Annotated in this window: 17 protein-coding genes and 1 pseudogene; 7 read left to right on the top strand and 11 right to left on the bottom strand. The window is 62.6% G+C overall.

Features of this window, described 5'->3' with window-relative positions; genetic code table 11:
• Positions 1–4 precede the first annotated feature (4 nt).
• The 3 genes from AFIC_RS03160 to AFIC_RS03150 form a co-directional block, all read right to left on the bottom strand.
• The gene (locus AFIC_RS03160; protein ID WP_275247731.1) at positions 5–586 is read right to left on the bottom strand and encodes a YqaA family protein; all 582 of its coding nucleotides are present in this window, start codon (positions 584–586) and stop codon (positions 5–7) included.
• A 62-nt stretch (positions 587–648) separates the two neighbouring features.
• On the bottom strand, positions 649–1,041 hold the full coding sequence (hisE, locus tag AFIC_RS03155) for a phosphoribosyl-ATP diphosphatase (protein ID WP_275247730.1): 393 nt from the start codon (positions 1,039–1,041) through the stop codon (positions 649–651).
• Between the two features lie 114 nt (positions 1,042–1,155).
• Positions 1,156–1,560 (bottom strand): hypothetical protein, encoded by a 405-nt coding sequence (locus tag AFIC_RS03150; RefSeq protein ID WP_275247729.1) that lies wholly within the window; start codon positions 1,558–1,560, stop codon positions 1,156–1,158.
• Positions 1,561–1,750: 190 nt separating this feature from the next.
• On the opposite strand from AFIC_RS03150, the pseudogene AFIC_RS03145 reads away from it, so the two are divergent.
• The 5 genes and pseudogenes from AFIC_RS03145 to AFIC_RS03125 all read left to right on the top strand — a co-directional run bounded on the left by AFIC_RS03145 (position 1,751) and on the right by AFIC_RS03125 (position 9,206).
• Positions 1,751–3,551, top strand: a pseudogene (locus AFIC_RS03145) (glucan ABC transporter ATP-binding protein/ permease).
• 237 nt (positions 3,552–3,788) lie between these two features.
• On the top strand, positions 3,789–5,204 hold the full coding sequence (locus tag AFIC_RS03140) for a D-alanyl-D-alanine carboxypeptidase family protein (RefSeq protein ID WP_275248623.1): 1,416 nt from the start codon (positions 3,789–3,791) through the stop codon (positions 5,202–5,204).
• A gap of 145 nt (positions 5,205–5,349) precedes the next feature.
• A complete protein-coding gene (locus tag AFIC_RS03135; protein ID WP_275247728.1) occupies positions 5,350–7,032 on the top strand; it encodes a long-chain-fatty-acid--CoA ligase in 1,683 nt (560 codons plus the stop codon).
• Positions 7,033–7,199: 167 nt separating this feature from the next.
• Positions 7,200–7,748: a DUF924 family protein gene (locus AFIC_RS03130; protein WP_275247727.1), complete on the top strand. Its 549-nt coding sequence runs from the start codon at positions 7,200–7,202 to the stop codon at positions 7,746–7,748.
• An 81-nt stretch (positions 7,749–7,829) separates the two neighbouring features.
• Positions 7,830–9,206, top strand: coding sequence for a lipopolysaccharide biosynthesis protein (locus tag AFIC_RS03125; protein WP_275247726.1), 1,377 nt, complete (start codon positions 7,830–7,832; stop codon positions 9,204–9,206).
• 9 nt (positions 9,207–9,215) lie between these two features.
• Here AFIC_RS03125 and AFIC_RS03120 read toward each other — a convergent pair whose 3' ends face one another.
• The 8 genes from AFIC_RS03120 to cysG form a co-directional block, all read right to left on the bottom strand.
• The gene (locus tag AFIC_RS03120; protein WP_275247725.1) at positions 9,216–10,004 is read right to left on the bottom strand and encodes a 3-hydroxybutyrate dehydrogenase; all 789 of its coding nucleotides are present in this window, start codon (positions 10,002–10,004) and stop codon (positions 9,216–9,218) included.
• Positions 10,005–10,088: 84 nt separating this feature from the next.
• Positions 10,089–10,592: a CAP domain-containing protein gene (locus AFIC_RS03115; RefSeq protein ID WP_275247724.1), complete on the bottom strand. Its 504-nt coding sequence runs from the start codon at positions 10,590–10,592 to the stop codon at positions 10,089–10,091.
• A gap of 92 nt (positions 10,593–10,684) precedes the next feature.
• Positions 10,685–11,731, bottom strand: coding sequence for a sulfate/molybdate ABC transporter ATP-binding protein (locus AFIC_RS03110; RefSeq protein WP_275247723.1), 1,047 nt, complete (start codon positions 11,729–11,731; stop codon positions 10,685–10,687).
• Positions 11,721–12,599: a sulfate ABC transporter permease subunit CysW gene (cysW, locus tag AFIC_RS03105; RefSeq protein WP_275247722.1), complete on the bottom strand. Its 879-nt coding sequence runs from the start codon at positions 12,597–12,599 to the stop codon at positions 11,721–11,723. The genes AFIC_RS03110 and cysW overlap by 11 nt, the downstream gene beginning before the upstream one ends.
• Position 12,600: 1 nt before the next feature.
• On the bottom strand, positions 12,601–13,479 hold the full coding sequence (gene cysT / locus AFIC_RS03100) for a sulfate ABC transporter permease subunit CysT (RefSeq protein ID WP_420833360.1): 879 nt from the start codon (positions 13,477–13,479) through the stop codon (positions 12,601–12,603).
• Positions 13,480–13,518: 39 nt separating this feature from the next.
• The gene (locus AFIC_RS03095; RefSeq protein WP_275247720.1) at positions 13,519–14,508 is read right to left on the bottom strand and encodes a sulfate ABC transporter substrate-binding protein; all 990 of its coding nucleotides are present in this window, start codon (positions 14,506–14,508) and stop codon (positions 13,519–13,521) included.
• Positions 14,509–14,631: 123 nt separating this feature from the next.
• Positions 14,632–15,390, bottom strand: a complete 759-nt coding sequence (locus tag AFIC_RS03090; protein WP_275247719.1) for a phosphoadenylyl-sulfate reductase — start codon at positions 15,388–15,390, stop codon at positions 14,632–14,634.
• Complete coding sequence (cysG, locus tag AFIC_RS03085) at positions 15,333–16,745, bottom strand: siroheme synthase CysG (protein WP_275247718.1); 1,413 nt, start codon at positions 16,743–16,745, stop codon at positions 15,333–15,335. Before cysG ends, AFIC_RS03090 begins: the two co-directional genes overlap by 58 nt.
• Before the next feature lie 142 nt (positions 16,746–16,887).
• On the opposite strand from cysG, the gene AFIC_RS03080 reads away from it, so the two are divergent.
• Both AFIC_RS03080 and cysD read left to right on the top strand, forming a co-directional pair.
• Entirely contained in the window at positions 16,888–17,202 is a 315-nt protein-coding gene (locus AFIC_RS03080) for a 2Fe-2S iron-sulfur cluster-binding protein (protein ID WP_009337567.1), read from the top strand.
• 19 nt (positions 17,203–17,221) lie between these two features.
• Positions 17,222–18,016 carry a sulfate adenylyltransferase subunit CysD gene (cysD, locus tag AFIC_RS03075; protein ID WP_275247717.1) on the top strand — a complete coding sequence of 265 codons (795 nt, stop codon included), beginning with the start codon at positions 17,222–17,224 and terminating at the stop codon, positions 18,014–18,016.
• The last annotated feature ends 8 nt before the right edge of the window (positions 18,017–18,024 follow it).

The raw sequence follows: 18,024 nt of genomic DNA, 5'->3' as shown, positions 1-18,024 counted from the left end.
AGGTTTAAAACAGCTTGAATGCGATAATGAAGCCCGCGACCAGCACCGCTGCGCCGATTCCGACCCAGAGGCCAAGGCGTTTCTCGATATGGTGGCGGATCGTCTCGCCATAGCGGTTCAGCAGGACCGCGGCGATGAAGAAGCGCGCGCCGCGGGTGATCGCCGAAAGCAGGATGAACAGCCAGATATTATAACCGGCGAAGCCGGAGGTGATGGTGACGATCTTGTAGGGGATCGGCGTCAGGCCCTTCAGCAGGATGATCCATGCACCGTAATGGGCATAGGATTCACGGAAGGCCTCGACCTTGTCGCCATAGCCGTAAAGCCCGATCAGCCATTGTCCGACGGAGTCATACAGCAGGAAGCCGATCGCATAGCCCAGCACGCCACCGGCGACAGACGCCACAGTGCAAACCCCGGCATAGATCCATGCGCGCTGCGGCCGTGCCAGCGCCATCGGAATCAGCATGATGTCCGGCGGAACGGGAAAAAACGAGCTTTCGGCAAAGGATACGGCCGCCATCAGCCACAACGCGTAGGGCTTGTCGGCGGCGGCGATGCACCAATCGTAAATCCGTCTCAGCATGGCGCGATGAAACACGCGGACGCGCGTTTGTCCATGCATCGCATCGGGTCAGCTTGCAATGGTCAGCGTGTCGCCGCAGGCCGAGCCAAAACCCGGCGGCGAGGCGCCGGAATTCCGGCGGGGCCGGTCTTGATCGCGGCTTTCTGTTTCGGCAGCTTCTCGGCGATTCCCTGAGTGCGCTCGCGGCGATCCATCTCGTCCCAGACATCCTGCGGGCAGATGCCGGCGGCGGCCCATAACACCGTCAGATTGTAGAGAAGGTCGGCACTTTCACGAACCACCGCGTCCTGCTTGCCGCCGACCGCGTCGATCACGACTTCGATGGCTTCCTCGGCGAGCTTCTTCGCCATCTTGGAGGGGCCGTGCTGAAACAGCCGCGCCGTCCGCGACGTCGCCGGATCGAGGGTTCGTGCAGCGATCACCGCACGGTATAGCCGCTCAAGCGAATCACTCATGTCTTCAAACTAATCCAACCTTGTCGCCATGGGGTTAACGCATGCCGGACGCATGACTGTCACAAACGAACGCCGGGGCCGATCTGCCCCGGCGCAGACTCGCGGCTTCATTCCTCAGTAAGGATAGTAGCGGTAACCGCCGTAATAGGCCGGGCCGCCGTAATAGGGGCGTCCGTAATAGGGGTCGCCGCCGTAGTAATAATCCTGCCGGTAGTAATCGCGGCGGCGCGACTCCACGATCGCGGTCCCGATCGCACCCGCGGCAAGGCCGAAGATCGCGGCGGCAGCCGCATCGTTGCGGCGATAGTTGCGCCGCACGTGACGCTGCCGGGCGCGCGCGCTCACATCCGTCAGGCGCTCACCGGCAACGGTACTCGCGGCCATCGACGAAGTCCCCGGCAGAGCCGTCGATGCCGCCTGGGCAGACCCCGAACCGGACACGGCCACCAGCATGGCCGCCGCGAAAGCAACCGCCGCACCCTTGCCTGCGACGGAGATGGGTTGCCTCGGAAATGTCATATGTCGCTCCTCTGAACGGACTGGGGTATCCAGAAAGAAACCCTTGTGGGAACATGGGGTTCCATTCTGCTCCGTCAAGCGGCAGATGGCCGCATCACAAACTCCGCCGATACCGTCAAACATCCAAACCTGTCAGTCACTTGTATGAAACCGGCGGGTTTGCCAAAGTCGGGCCGCACCGGTTTCACCCATGTCCCTCCTCCGTCTTTATCTGCGGGTTCTCGATCAGCTCGGCAACGAAGCCCGGCTGGCCTGGATTCTGGCTTTCGCAAATCTTCTGCTCGCGACCGCGCAATTCGCCGAGCCGGTGCTGTTCGGCCGCATCATCGACGTGCTGTCAGCAAGTCCCGGCGCGGGCAACGGCCGCCGCGATCCCCGCGCAATCGCCGTGGCTCCTGCTCGCCGCATGGGCCGGATTCGGACTGTTCACGATTATCTGCAATGCCGCCGTCGCCTGGCATGCCGACCGGCTCTCGCACCGCCAGCGGCAGGCCGTGCTGACCAGCTATTTCGACCACATCATGCAATTGCCGCTCACCTTCCACACCGGCACGCATTCGGGCCGGCTGATGAAGGTGATGCTGCAAGGCACCGACGCGCTGTGGCGGCTGTGGCTGTCGTTCTTCCGCGAGCACTTCGCATCCGTGCTGTCGCTGCTCGTGCTGTTGCCGCTCGCGTTCTACATCAACTGGCGGCTCGCGATCCTGCTGTTCGTGCTGTGCATCGTCTTCACGACGCTGACGACGCTCGTGGTGCGCAAGACCTACGGCATGCAGAACGAGGTCGAGGAACAGTACAGCAACCTCTCCGCGCGCGCCTCCGACGCACTCGGCAACGTGGCGCTGGTGCAGAGTTTCGTGCGCATCGACGCCGAGGTGCAGGGCCTGCGCGGCATCGCCGACAAGCTGCTCGCCGCACAGATGCCGGTGCTGTCATGGTGGGCGCTGGTTTCGGTGATGACGCGCGCCTCCACCACCATCACCGTGCTCGCGATCTTCACCGTCGGCATCGTCCTGCACCAGCGGGGCCTCACCAGCGTCGGCGAGATCGTGATGTTCGTGTCCTTCGCCACGATGCTGATCCAGCGGCTCGAGCAGGTGGTCGGCTTCGTCAACAGCGTGTTCATGGAAGCGCCGCGATTGCAGGAATATTTCGACGTCCTCGACGCCGTGCCCGCCGTGCGCGACCGGCCCGGCGCCATCGATCCCGGCCGTCTGCAAGGGCTCGTCGAATTCAACGACGTGTCGTTTTCCTATGACGGCAAGCGGCCAGCGATCGAAGACCTGTCGTTCACCGCCCTGCCCGGCCAGACCATCGCGCTGGTCGGCGAAACCGGCGCGGGCAAATCCACCGCCATCGCGCTGCTTCACCGGGCGTTCGATCCGCAATCCGGCGTCATCAAGATCGACGGCATGGACATCCGCGCCCTTACGCTCGCGGGCCTGCGGAAGAATATCGGCGTGGTGTTTCAGGAAGCGCTTTTGTTCAACCGCTCCATCGCCGAGAACCTGCGTGTCGGCAAGCCGGACGCGACCGACGAGGAATTGCGGCAGGCCGCGAAAGGCGCGCAGGCGCTCGACTTTATTGAGCGCAGCGAACAGAAATTCGAGACCAATGCGGGCGAGCGCGGGCGCATGCTGTCCGGCGGCGAGCGCCAGCGACTCTCGATCGCGCGCGCGCTGCTGAAGAACCCGCCGATCCTCATCCTGGACGAAGCCACCTCCGCGCTCGACGCCGTCACCGAAGTCAAGGTCAACGCCGCTCTCGACACCGTGATGGAGGGCCGCACCACGTTCGTGATCGCGCATCGCCTCTCCACCATCCGCAACGCGACGCGCATTCTCGTGTTCGACAAGGGGCGCGTGATCGAGAGCGGAACCTTCGATGAACTGGTTGCGCAAGGGGGATATTTTGCCAATCTCGCCCGTGCCCAGTTCATGGTGCAGGAAGCCGACCGTGATGCTCCGCCGATAGCCATCGAGAAGCTTTAGGAATCCCCGACGGCGACGAAATTTAGCCCAGTTCGTGGCGGATAGACTGCCGAAAGGGGCGTTCACAGGCTTTCTCTCGCGCCCAACCCGGTATAGGTTTGCCCGCGTCGCTCCATCCGTTTTCATGCATCCGCAAGAGCGGCTTCATCGCAACGCGTCAGCCTGCTTCGCCGGCGCCACAACGAACCGGACTTAAGCGTGACTGATTTTATGCTTCGCCATTCCGGCGCATTTCGCATGTGGCTGATCGCAATCGCTGCGGCGTTTTCGCTATATGCTTCAGCCACACCGGCCCGCGCGGAAGCCTATCTGCTGATCGACGCCAATTCCGGTAAAGTGCTGCAAGCCGAGAATGCCACCCAGCCATGGTATCCGGCATCTCTCACCAAGATCATGACCGCCTATGTGACGCTGACGGCGGTGAAGCAGGGCCGCATCAGCCTGGACACGCTGCTCACCGTATCGCCGAACGCGGTCGCGCAAGCTCCCTCGAAAATGGGTTTCCCCGCCGGGACGACGGTGACAGTCGATAACGCGCTGAAGATGATGATGGTGAAGTCCGCGAACGACATGGCGGTCGTGCTCGCCGAAGGCGTCGGCGGGTCCATCGAAGGTTTCGCGGGAATGATGAACGAGACCGCCCGGCAGCTCGGCATGACGCAGAGTCATTTCGTCAATCCCAACGGCCTGCCCGACGACGCACACATTTCATCGGCGCGCGACATCGGCATCCTCGCGCGCGCCTTCTACCGCGATCTGCCGGAATACGAATATTTCGCACATCTGCCCGGCATCAAGTTCGGCCGTCGCGTGACGATGAACTTCAACAAGCTGATCGGCCGCTATCCCGGCGCGGACGGCATGAAGACCGGCTTCATCTGCGCCTCCGGCTTCAATCTCGTCGCCAGCGCCACGCGCAACGACAGGCATCTGATCGCGGTGGTGCTCGGCGCGCCCTCATCGGCCCAGCGCACGATCAAGGCCGCGCAACTTCTGGAAAAGGGGTTCAACCACAGCAAGCTCGCCTGGCTGAAGCCCTCCCTCGGCACCGTCGAACAATTGCCGCCCCTCGACGCCGCGCCGCCAAACCTGCGCGATCAGGTCTGCGGTCCGCATCGCAAGCGCCCCGCCGCCGAGGACGAAGACGACGATGTCGAGATCACGCTCGACAACAAGAGCGACTCCGCGAACCCCGCCTTCGCGCTCGCCAAGCTTCAGGTCAACATCAAGGCGTCGGACATCCTGTCGGTCCCGGCCGTGCAGGCACAACCGATCATCGTCTATACCGGACCCACGCGCAGCGGCTCCGCGCTGCTTGCGGCCAATGCCGAGGAAGCCGCCAAACAGGCCGCAGCGGGCAAGGCCCTCCGCAAGGCCAGGGCGGCCAAGCATGGCGCGCGCAAGCACGCCAGACAGGCGGCCGCATCGGCAGAAAAGCCGGAAGCATCGAAACAGGCGGCACCGGCCGCCGGCAAGAAGCACACCGCCTCGGCTGCCCCGGCCGCAAAGCCCGCGGCCCAACCAGCGCCTACAAAGCCCGCAGCCCACGCGAAGCCTGCAACGCACCCGGCCAAGAAACCCACGGCGAACGCTTCCGCCAAGCCGAAGCCAAAACCCGCCACGTCGCAAAAAGACACCGCACCAAAAACCTGACGATGCGATGATCCTGCCGCATCGCTAAGAGCGCGCGGCAAAATGTTCGGTGTGCATCCCGATCGCGCGGACCCTGTGCCTTGCGTTGGGCAGGCCGCTCTCCGATACTCGCGCAAGGAGTAGCCGCGCCGCCTCGGGAGATGTCATGGAACGTATCTGGCTCAAAAGTTATCCGCCCGGCATACCGGCGGATATCGATGCGAGCCGTTACGCTTCCCTTGTCGATCTGATCGAGGAAAGCATGGCGGCTTTCGCCGACCGCACCGCCTTCACCTGCATGGGAAAGTCGCTGAGCTATCGGCAGTATGACGAGTTCTCCGTCGCTCTCGCCGCTTATTTCCAAAGCCTCCGCCTGCCCAGGGGCTCACGCGTCGGCGTGATGATGCCGAATGTGCTGCAACACCCGATTACGTCCACCGCGATTCTGCGCGCGGGCTTCGTCGTGGTGAACATCAATCCGCTCTACACGCCGCGCGAGCTAGAGGTGCAGCTCAAGGACAGCGGCGCGGACGCCATCGTCGTGCTGGAGAATTTCGCGCACACGCTGGAAAAGGCGCTGGCCGTCACCCCGGTGCGGCACGTCGTCGTCGCCTCGCTCGGCGACCTGATGGGCTTCAAGGGCAGGATCGTCAATTTCGTGGTGCGGCACGTCAGGAAGATGGTGCCCGCGTTCTCGATTCCCGGCGCGATGCCGTTCAACGATGCGCTGGCGCGCGGGCGTAGCCTTTCATTCAAGAAGCCCGCGCTCGGCCCGGACGATATCGCCTTCCTGCAATATACCGGCGGCACCACCGGTATCGCCAAGGGCGCGGTGCTGCTTCATCGCAACATCGTCGCCAACGTGTTGCAGAACGATGCATGGCTGCAACCGGCACTGAAGAAGAAGCCTGTCGAAGGGCAATTCCTTCAGGTCTGCGCGCTGCCGCTCTATCATATCTTCGCACTCAGCGCCTGCTTCCTGCTGACATTGCGCGCGGGCGGCGCAAGCCTGCTCATCCCCAATCCGCGCGACATTCCCGGCTTTATCAAGGAATTGAAGCAGTACCGCGTTCACAGCCTGCCGGCGGTGAACACGCTTTACAACGCGCTGCTGCACGCGCCGGGATTCGACGAGATCGACTTCAGCCACCTGATCGCCTGCGCGGGCGGCGGCATGGCGGTGCAGCGCACGGTCGCCGAGGAATGGAAGAAGCGCACCGGCTGCGCCATCGCCGAAGGCTATGGCCTGTCGGAAACGTCGCCGGTGCTGACCTGCAATCCGTCCGACATCGACAGCTTCAACGGCACCGTGGGGCTGCCGTTGCCCTCGACGATGATCTCGATCCGCGATGACGACGACCACGAGATGCCTGTCGGAGAGCGCGGCGAGGTATGCGCCAGCGGACCGCAGGTGATGCAGGGCTACTGGAACAGGCCCGACGAGACCGCGAAGGCGATGACGGCGGACGGCTTTTTCCGCACCGGTGACATCGGCTTGTTATCGGCCGAGGGTTATCTTCGGATCGTGGACCGGAAAAAGGATATGATTCTGGTGTCCGGCTTCAACGTCTACCCGAACGAAGTCGAGGAAGTGCTATCGAGCCATCCCGGCGTACGGGAATGCGCGGTGATCGGCGCTCCGGATGGAAAGTCCGGCGAGGTGGTGAAGGCGTTCGTGGTCAGGAAAGACCCCAATCTGACAGAACAGGCGCTGCACGATTTCGCCGCCGAGCAACTCAGCAAATACAAAACGCCGCGACGCATCGAATTCCGCGACGAGTTGCCCAAATCCAATGTCGGAAAAATCCTGCGCCGCGCGCTGCGCGATGAAGAAATGGCAAAACACTAGTGTGGTGGTTCAGAAGTTTGCTTCGTTATCTCCGCGACTCCTTCAAGCGAGCTTCCGAACCTAAACCACACTAGAATCAGAGATTTGCTAGTGTCCTTTCGAATCCGAAGTTCGCTAAGGAAGGCGCGGTTACAGTGAAGCGAACTTCGGATTCGGGACACTAGACGATGACAACTTCGTTTTCTCCCGACGACATCATCTCGTTCTGGCGTGACGCCGGCGAGGATCGCTGGTTCAAGGCGGATGCCGGTTTCGACGCCGATGTGCGCGCGCGTTTTCACGCGCTATGGCAGGAAGCCCGTGACGGCCACCATGCCGATTGGGAAACGAATGCCGAAGGCATGCTGGCGCTGATCCTCGTGCTCGATCAATTCCCACGAAACATGTTTCGCGGCAGCGCCGAGGCATTCTCGACCGATCCGCAGGCCCTCGCCCTCGCCAGGCGCGCCATCGAACAGGGCATGGACCAGAGCATCGGTCCCGACCTGCGCGCCTTCGTCTACATGCCTCTGATGCATTCGGAAAACCCCAAGGACCAGCTTCGCTGTGTCGAGCTGTTCCGCGCGTTCGGCAATACGAACAATCTGGCGTTCGCCGAAATCCATGCCGACATCATCCGCAAATTCGGCCGTTTTCCTCATCGCAATACTGTGCTCGGGCGGCAAACGACCGCCGAGGAAGCGGCGTTCCTCGCCGAGGGCGGCTTCAAGGGGTAGGTTCGCGCCGCCCAACCATATCTTAACGAATCCTTGCTAGGTGGGACCATCGCCGCGGATGCGGCAGATGGATCATCACTCTTGGCTCTCATGGACGCGCAACGCCCGACCAACCGCCTATCGCACTGGCTGGAGCGGCTGCGCGGCATGCTGGGCGGCACCGCCGAAGCATCGCTGACCAACCGCCTCGCAGGCACCGTATTCATCATTCGCGTACTCAGCGCCGGTCTTGCCTATCTGTCGCAGATCCTGCTGGCACGCTGGATGAGCGGATCGGATTACGGCATCTACGTCTATGTCTGGACCTGGGTGTTGCTGGTCGGCAGCGTTCTTGATTTCGGCCTCGCTGTTTCATCGCAAAAGCTCATTCCGGAATATCGCGCCAGCGGCCAGCACAATCTGCTGCGCGGCTTCCTGTTCGGCAGCCGCATGATGGCTCTCGGCGCCTCGACGCTGATGGCCCTTGTCTTTGCCGGGATCGTCCATCTCGTGACGCCATGGCTGGAAGCAGGACTCTCCACACCTCTCTACATCGGCTGCCTGATGCTGCCGCCCTTCGTCGTCGCCAACATGCAGGACGGCATCGCCCGCTCGCATGACTGGATGCGCCTCGGGCTGATGCCGCAATTCATCGTCCGCCAGACGCTGATCATTGCGTTCACGGCCGGCATGGTCGCGCTTGGGCTGCATCTCGGGGCAACCGCCGCCATGCTCGCGAGCGCGGCCGCGGTGTGGATATCCGTGACGGGGCAGATGTTCGTTCTGAACCGGAAGCTGCGCTCCGTGGTCGAACACGGACCGCGAGACTACGCGCTCGCAAGCTGGCTCAAGCTGTCGCTCCCCATCATGATGGTGGAAGGCTTCTATCTGCTGCTGTCCTACACCGATATCCTTGTGTTGCAGCACTTCCGGTCATCCGAGGAAGTCGGCCTATATTTCGCGGTGGTGAAGACGCTGGCGCTGGTGTCCTTCATCCATTACGCGATGTCGACCACCACGGCGCACCGCTTCACCGAATATTATACCAGCGGCGACACCGAACGGCTGTCGGCCTACGTGACGCACGCGATCAAATTGACGTTCTGGCCCTCGCTCGCCGCGACGCTTGCGCTGCTTGCGGTCGGCAAGCCGTTGCTGTGGCTGTTCGGTCCGCAATTTACCAGCGGCTATGGCATCATGTTCGTCGCCGCGATCGGATTGATCTCGCGCGCGGCGATCGGTCCGGTGGAGCGGCTTCTCAACATGAGCGGCAACCAGAACATCTGCGCGCTGACCTACGCCCTCGCCTTCCTGATGAACCTCGGCCTGTGCATCGCGCTGGTGCCGCGCTACGGCGGTTACGGAGCCGCCGTCGCGACCTCGACGGCGCTGGTGTTCGAGAGCGTGCTCCTGTTCGTCCTCACCAAGCGACGGCTCGGACTCCACGTCCTCGCCTTCGGCGGGCGCAAGAGCGCCTGAGCAAGACGCCTACGCCGCCGTCCAGCCGCCGTCGATCGACAGGTTGGCGCCCGTGATCTGGGCCGCGTCATCGCCGCACAAATAAACCGCAAGCGCCGCGACCTGCTCGGAGGTGACGAACTCCTTGGTCGGCTGCGCCAGCAGCATCACATCCTTGATGACCTGATCCTTGGTCATGTTGCGGGCCTTCATGGTGTCAGGAATCTGCTTTTCGACCAGCGGCGTCCAGACATAGCCGGGGCTGATCGCGTTGCAGGTGATCTTGAAGGTCGCAAGCTCCAGCGCCACGGTCTTGGTGAGACCGGCGATGCCGTGCTTGGCCGAGACATAGGCCGACTTGAACGGCGAAGCCACCAGCGAATGCGCCGAGGCGGTGTTGATGATGCGGCCCCAGCCGCGCTTCTTCATCCCCGGTACCGCCGCGCGGATGGCATGAAAGGCGGATGACAGATTGATGGCGATGATCGCGTCCCACTTCTCGGGCGGAAACTCCTCGATCGGTGAGACGAACTGGATACCGGCGTTGTTGATGAGGATATCGACCGAACCGAAAGTCTTCTCTCCGAGCGCGATCATCTGCTCGATCTCGGCAGGCTTGCTCATGTCCGCCGGAGAATGCACCGCCTTCACGCCGAACTCGCGCTCGATGCCGGAGCGTTCCTTCTCGATATCGGCGGGCTCGCCCATGCCGTTGAGCACGATATTCGCGCCAGCCTTGGCAAGCGCGCGTGCGTAAGCGAGACCGATACCGCTGGTCGATCCGGTGATGACGGCGGCCTTGCCTGCCAGTGAACCCATTGCGTGCTCCTGCGTATGGAAGAATGTCGCGGAGAACGTGGGGCGTGATCGATGCGCCGTCAATCCCGACAAGCGCAGGAGATGTTAACGATCCGGCGAGGCCAGGATCATGGTCCAGAACACCTTGTATTTGGAGTTCGGCGCATAGACGGCGGCGATGCCCATTTTTGTGACACCGCTCGCCAGCATATTGGCGCGATGCGAAGGCGAGTCACGCCAGCCGGAAAACGCTTCCGCCATCGTGTGGTAGCCGGCGGAAATGTTCTCGACCGCCTTCGCCGCATTGAAGCCCGACGCTTTCACCCGCTTGCCGAACGGTGCAGCGACATCGTGATCGAGCTTGTTCTTCGCCGCCATCGCCCGCGACTGCGTTTCGGCGGCGGCCATCAATTCGGGATCGATCGTCACCGCGCCCAGGCCGTTGTTCTGGCGGTATTGGGAAATCATCGAGGCCGCCGCACCAGCATCGAGCCTGGCGTTCGGATTCGCCATGCTGACATAAAAGGACGGCTGTTCGCTGGAGATGTCGTTACCGGCACAACCGGCGAGCACGAGCAATCCCAGAATGGCGGCGGCTAATCGTAACATCTGTGCAAAGGCCCCTTGAGAGAGCCGTTGTTGCACAGGAACCGTGGCTGAAAGGTGAACGCGACGCAATTTTCCAGATCGCCCACCCCGATTCAGGCCCCGGCAAAAATCCGGAACCGGCGGGGTTGTAGCCCCACCACATCGCCGGACTTGAGCCCACGGTCGCGCGGCGCATCGATTTCGATCATGGTTTCCTCACCGCCGACATGGAGCGCGATATCGGCCCGCTGGGTGGGCCCGAACGTGCGCACATGCCTGACATCGCCTTCAAGAAGCCCGCTGCCCGCAGGACCCACCGCGACATCGTGGCGGCGGATGAACAGTTTCGACGGCCCCGAAGCGCTGCCCTGCGAGTCCAGCGCCAGCGTCGTCTCGCCGAGGCGGATCTGGCCGTCCACGACATGCACCGGCAGCACGATGGATTCGCCGATAAAGCCATGCACGAAGGCGCTGGCCGGATTGTCATAGACATCGCCCGGCGAGCCGACCTGCTCGATCCTGCCCTTGTCCATCACCACCACTCGGTTGGCGACTTCCAGCGCTTCCTCCTGATCGTGCGTCACGAAAATCGAGGTGACGTGAATCTCGTCATGCAACTGGCGCAACCAGCGCCGCAACTCCTTGCGGACCTTGGCGTCGAGCGCGCCGAACGGCTCATCCAGCAGCAGAATGCGCGGCTCGATCGCCAGCGCACGCGCCAGCGCGATACGCTGGCGCTGGCCGCCGGAGAGTTGCGCGGGATAGCGGTCGGACAACCAGTCCAGTTGCACGAGATCGAGCAATTCCTTCACGCGCCTGCGGATGGCATCCTCGCTCGGGCGTACCGCGCGCGGCTGTACCCGCAGGCCGAAGGCGACATTCTCGAACACGGTCATGTGGCGGAACAGCGCATAATGCTGGAAGACGAAGCCGACATTGCGTTCGCCGGCGCCGCGCGACAGCGCATCATTGCCATCGAACCGCACCGAGCCTGCATCGGGCCAATCGAGGCCCGCAATGATGCGCAGAAGCGTGGTCTTGCCCGAGCCGGACGGGCCGAGCAGCGCCAGTAGCTCTCCATCATCAACCCTCAGACTGACATCGTCGAGCGCCTTGAACGCGCCGAACCGTTTGACGAGATTGCGAACATCAATCGTCATTTGCGGGTTCTCCTTCCAAATGTCCTTCGAGGATGGTCTTGGCGACCAGCGTCACCAGCGCCAGCAATGCGAGCAGCGAGGCGACAGCGAACGCCGCGACGAGTTGATACTCGTTGTATAAAATCTCGACCAAGAGCGGCATCGTGTTGGTCTCGCCGCGGATATGGCCCGACACCACCGACACCGCGCCGAATTCGCCCATCGCCCGCGCGTTGCACAACAGCACGCCATACAGGATGCCCCATTTGATGTTGGGAACAGTGACGCGGAAAAATGTCTGAAGCCCGGATGCGCCGAGCGAGATCGCGGCCTCTTCCTCCTGCGTGCCCTGCTCCTGCATCAGCGGAATCAGTTCGCGCGCAACGAACGGGAACGTGACGAACGTCGTCGCCAGCACGATCCCCGGCGTTGCGAACAGAATCTGAATACCGTGCTGTTGCAGCCAGACGCCGAACAGACCCTGAGTGCCGAACAAAAGCACGAACACGAGTCCCGAAATCACCGGGCTCACCGAGAACGGCAGATCAATCAGCGTGATCAGCAGCGTCTTGCCTCTGAACTCGAACTTGGCGATCGCCCATGCCGCCAAAAGGCCAAACACGAGATTGGCGCTCACCGAGATCAGCGCCGTCGTCAGCGTCAGCAGGATCGCCGATAGCGTCTCGGGGCCTGACAATGCATCGAAATAGACCGACACACCCTTGGCGAGCGCGGTGACGAAAACCAGAATCAGCGGCAACAGCACGAAGACCGACAGGAACGTGATCCCGAAGGCGATGACAAGACACCGCAGGATACGCGGCTCCGAGCGCGCATCGGGGCGCGCCAGCGGCAGAATACGGCTTGTGGTGAGGACAAGATCGCTCATTTCAATAACTCGCGGCGCCACGGGTCTGGGCCCAGCGCTGAATGCGGTTGATGACGAAGATGATCAGGAAGGCCACGACCAGCATGACGACCGCGATAGCGGTCGCATCGGCATAGCGGAATTCGGACAGCCGGATCACGATCAGCAGCGGCGCGATCTCCGACACGTTCGGCAGGTTACCCGCGATGAAAATCACCGAGCCGTATTCGCCGACCGCCCGCGCGAAAGCGAGCGCGAAGCCGGTGAGAATGGCCGGCGTGAGACTCGGCAGAATGACCCGCGTGATGACCTGCCAGCGCCGCGCGCCGAGGCTGCTCGCGGCCTCCTCCAGCTCCGGCTCCAGATCGGCCAGCACCGGCTGCACCGTACGCACCACGAACGGAATGCCGATGAAGATCATCGCCACGAAAATGCCGAGCGGCGTGAACGCCACCTTGATGCCCAGCGCCGCCAGCGGCGCGCCGAGCCAGCCCTTCGCGCCGAACAGCGTGCTCAACGCGATCCCCGCGACCGCCGTCGGCAATGCGAACGGAATATCGACGATGGCGTCGAACAGGCGGCGGCCGGGAAAATCATAGCGCGTCAGGGCCCAGACGACGATGACCCCGCCCACGAGATTGACCAGCGCCGCGGCGAACGCGATGCCAAACGACACCGACAGCGCATGAAGCGTGCGACCGCTCGTCACCGCATCGACAAATCCGGACCAGCCAAGTTCCGCGCTCTTCAGGAACAGACACGCAAGCGGCAGCAGAATCAGGATCGATAGCCATGTCAAAGTGAGCCCGAGGGTCAGCCCGAACCCCGGCAACACGCTCCGTCTCGTCAACACACTCACAGCGCCTCGCTTGCTTCGATAAACCGTGACCGCCGGGCGCATGTGATGCACCCGGCGGTCTTTCGCCGATCGATGGGTTGGTCAGTTCTTGTAGATCTTGTCGAACACGCCGCCCTCGGTGAAGTGTTCCTTCTGGGCCTTGGTCCATCCGCCGAACACATCGTCGATGGTGAACAGATCAACCCTGGCGAAGTTCGCCGCATATTTCCTGGCGACTTCTGGATCGCGCGGGCGGTAGAAATTACGCGCGGCGATCTCCTGCGCTTCCGGCGTGTACCAATGTTTCAGATAGGCCTCGGCGACGGCGCGCGTCCCCTTCTTGTCCACGACACTATCGACGATCGCGACCGGCGGCTCGGCCAGAATGGAGACTGACGGCGCCACGATCTCGAACTTGTCCGCGCCAAACTCCTTCACCGCGAGATAGGCTTCATTTTCCCATGCCAGCAGCACGTCGCCGACACCACGCTCCACGAACGTCACGGTCGAGCCGCGCGCGCCGGTATCGAGCACCGGCACATTCTTGTAGATGCTCGCGACGAATTCACGCGCCTTGTCTTCGGAGCCGTATTTCTTCAGCGCATACCCCCAGGCGGCGAGATAATTCCAGCGCGCTCCGCCGGAGGTTTTCGGGTTGGGCGTAATCACGCTGACGCCGGGCTTGATGAGATCGTCCCAATCCCTGATCGCCTTCGGGTTGCCCTTGCGGACGAGGAACACGATCGTCGAGGTATAAGGCGACGAATTCTGCGGCAGGCTTTTCTGCCAGTCCTTCTTCAGCACGCCCTTGTTGGCAATGGCATCGATGTCATAGGCCAAGGCGAGCGTCACAACGTCCGCCTGCAAGCCGTCGATCACCGAGCGCGCCTGCGAACCCGAGCCGCCGTGCGACTGCTTGATCTCGACGGTCTTGCCGGTTTCCTTCTGATAGGCAGCCGCGAATGACTTGTTGAAATCGACGTAAAGCTCGCGCGTCGGATCATACGATACATTCAGCAACGTATAATCGGCGGCATGCGCGGCGCCTGCAATCACGATTCCCGCAAGCGCAAGAAGGGTACGACGGATCATTAAAATCTCCATGCAAGCCAGCGACAAAACGTCATCGGCGATGGAGCTACAGTCGGAAACTCGCACGCTTACGTCAACGAAACGGGATTTCTTAGTTTCGCGCGAAGCGCAACGAACGTGCTCTCAAGTCTTCGCAACGTGAATGCCGCATTCTGTCTTGGCTTGTCCGCGCCAGCGACCGGCACGCGCGTCTTCTCCCGGCGCACTTCGACTCGAGCACGGCATGCACCCGACCGACGCGAAGCCGGACGCGACCAGAGGATGCTGCGGCAGTTTCGCATCCACATAGAGTTTTTTCAGTTCATCCGCCGTCACATTGGCGAGCGGATTGAATTTCAATCGTGCACCATCGCGCTCGACGACAGGAATGGCCGCACGCGCGCCGCCCTGAAATCGCTTGCGGCCATTGAGCCAGCCTGCGAACGGCGCGAGCGCCCGCGTCAGCGGCTCCACCTTGCGCAGATGGCAGCAGGCATCGGGATCGGTCAGCCACAATTCGCGATCCGCATCCTGCCGCGCGACATCTTCGGTGAGCGGGTGGATCGTGCGCACATCGGTCAGGCCGAGATGGTCGATCAGCGTATCGCGGTAGACGAGCGTTTCCGCGAACAGCCAGCCGGTATCGAGAAACACAACCGGGATCGCCGGATCGACATCGGCCGCGAATTTCAGCAGCGCCGCCGATTCCGTACCGAACGACGACACCAGCGCGAGCTTCTCGCGTCCGACCGCCTCAACGGCCGCACGAATGATCTCCGCGGGCGAAGCATCGTTCAGCCGCGCGTCCAGCGCCGCGACGTCCTCAGCTTTCACATCCAATACCGTCACTGGATTTTCTCCATAAGACTCGCGGCCAACCGGCCCAAGTCGGAGCCGCGCCATAACAGCGAGCGCTCCACCACGTCGCCGATGATCAGGATCGCGGGGCCGTTCTCAACCTGCGTGACAAGATCGGGAAGCTGGTCGAGCGTGCCGACCACCGCCTTCGCATCCGGGCGCGTCACGCGCGCGAACACGCCGACCGGCGTGTCGGGCGAGCGTCCCGCCGCCAGCATTCCGGCGCGGATCGCGGGCGCCGCCGTGATACCCATGTAAACCACCACCGTCATCGCGACATCGGTGAGCAGCGACCAGTCCACGGCTTCGGCATCGTGTGTCTTGTGCGCGGTGAGGAAGGTGATGCGCGTGGCTTTCTTGCGGAACGTCAGCGGGACCTCGAATTGCGCGGCAGCGCCGATGCCGGCGGTGACGCCCGGAATGACGGCATAGGCAACACCCGCTTCGCGCAGCGCCGCGATCTCCTCGCCGCCGCGACCGAAGACGAAAGAGTCTCCGCCCTTGAGGCGGACGGCACGCTTGCCTTCGCGCGCAGCCGCGATCATCAGCGCGTTCGTTGCGTCCTGCCCAATGCCCGGCTTGCCGATCCGGCGGCCCACCGACACACGCGCGGCATCGCGGCGCGCGCGGTCGAGCACTTCCGACGACACCAGATCATCATAGAAAATCACGTCGGCGTCCTGCAACGCGCGCAACGCCTTGATCGTGAGCAGATCCGGATCGCCCGGCCCCGCGCCGACCAGCGTGACGAGACCGCGCTCGGATGCGAAGGCTTCCGGGTTTTCAATCGCGCGCAACGCCTGCTCGGCCTCGCTTTCGCGCCCGGAGAGAATCAATGCACCGATCGGGCCGTCAACGATGCGCTCCCAGAATGTCCGCCGCGCCGACATCTCCGGCAGACGCGCCTGCATCGGCTTGCGCCAGCGGCCGATGAACGCCGCAAGGTCGCCGATGCGCGCGGGCAGAATGCTTTCGATCTTCTCGCGCACACGCCGCGCCACCACCGGCGAACTGCCGCCGGTGCCGACCGCGACGACGACATCGCCGCGATCGACGATGGCCGGGAAGATGAAGGTCGAATGCGCAAGATCGTCCATGACGTTGACGGGGATGCCCGCCGCCCGCGCCCGCGCTGCCACGGTTTCGCCCAACTCCCCCGCCCCGGCGCAGAGAATGGCGATGACACCATTCAGGTCGGCTGATAAAGGATCGCCGGCGCGTTCGACCCGGCCGGCAGCCTCGCTATCGAGGCCGGATTCGTAGTCGCCATCCACGGCAAACCACCTCACCCGCGCTCCCGCTGACAACAGCAGCCGCAGCTTTGCCCGCACCAGATCCCCCGCGCCCACCAGAAGAACGGGCCCGGCTTGAAGGTCGAGAAAGATCGGCAGGAAGCGCATGATAACTCGAAGCTGAAATTCTGGATTGACTAGAATTAATTTCTATATATGTATCTATAAGATACACAAAGTAGAATTTAATTCTTCTATAGAACGATCCGATCGAAGAATTTTTGCCTTCCCAAATAGTGAAACAAGGGAAATGTATCTTCTTGTCGAAGACCGCGACGGCCAAGAGCACAAACTGGAAGGTCTGGACGGATGGCGCGTCATGGAGGTCATCCGCGATTGGGGACTTTCGATCAAGGCCGAATGCGGAGGCGCCTGCGCCTGCGCGACCTGCCACGTCTATGTCGACCCGGAATGGGTCGGGCGGCTCGCGCCGCCGAGCGATGAGGAAATCGACATGCTCGACGGAGCGTTTTTCGTCGAGCCGAATTCACGGCTTGCCTGCCAAATCCTGATGACTCCCGAAACCGACGGCCTGCGCGTCAAGCTGGCCCCAGGCACGGAGTAGCTGCCAAATATGAGGACGCATGGACCATCTCGACGAGCTTGAAGCACAAAGCATCTATATTTTTCGAGAAGGGTTCGCGCGCCTGAAACGGCTCGCCTTGCTGTGGTCGCTCGGCAAGGATTCGAACGTCATGATCTGGCTGGCGCGCAAGGCGTTCTTCGGCAAGGTGCCGTTCCCGTGCCTGCACGTCGACACGCAAAAGAAATTCCCGGAGATGTACGCCTTCCGGGATCACTACGCGAAGGAATGGGGCCTCGACCTCAAGGTCGATTTCTGCCCGCCTGTGGAAGAGATCGACCCGACGCTGCCGCCCGCCGCCCGCTCGGCGGCACGCAAGACCGAAGGGCTGAAGCTCGCACTCGCCAAATACGGCTTCGACGGCCTGATCGCCGGCATCCGCCGCGATGAGGAAGCCACCCGCGCCAAGGAGCGCGTGTTCTCGCCGCGCGGCACGGAAGGCGGATGGGACGTCCGCGACCAGCCGCCCGAGTTCTGGGACCACTTCAACGCCTCGGTGCCCACGGGCGCGCATCTGCGAATTCATCCGATCCTGCATTGGACCGAGACCGACATCTGGGCCTACACCCAGCGCGAGAACATTCCCATCATCCCGCTTTATCTGTCGAACAACGGCAAGCGTTATCGCTCGCTCGGCGACCAGGACATCACCCATCCCGTCGCCTCGAACGCATCGAACATCCCTGAGATTCTCGCCGAATTGCACAGCACCAAGGTGCCGGAGCGCGCGGGCCGCGCGCTCGACCATGAAACCGAAGATGCCTTCGAGCGGCTGCGCGTCGCTGGTTATCTGTGAAGCGGGAG

This window comes from [Pseudomonas] carboxydohydrogena (assembly GCF_029030725.1).
Lineage (GTDB): Bacteria > Pseudomonadota > Alphaproteobacteria > Rhizobiales > Xanthobacteraceae > Afipia > Afipia carboxydohydrogena.
Note: the sequence above shows the minus strand (reverse complement) of the source record. Positions and strands in the feature narration are given on the sequence as shown.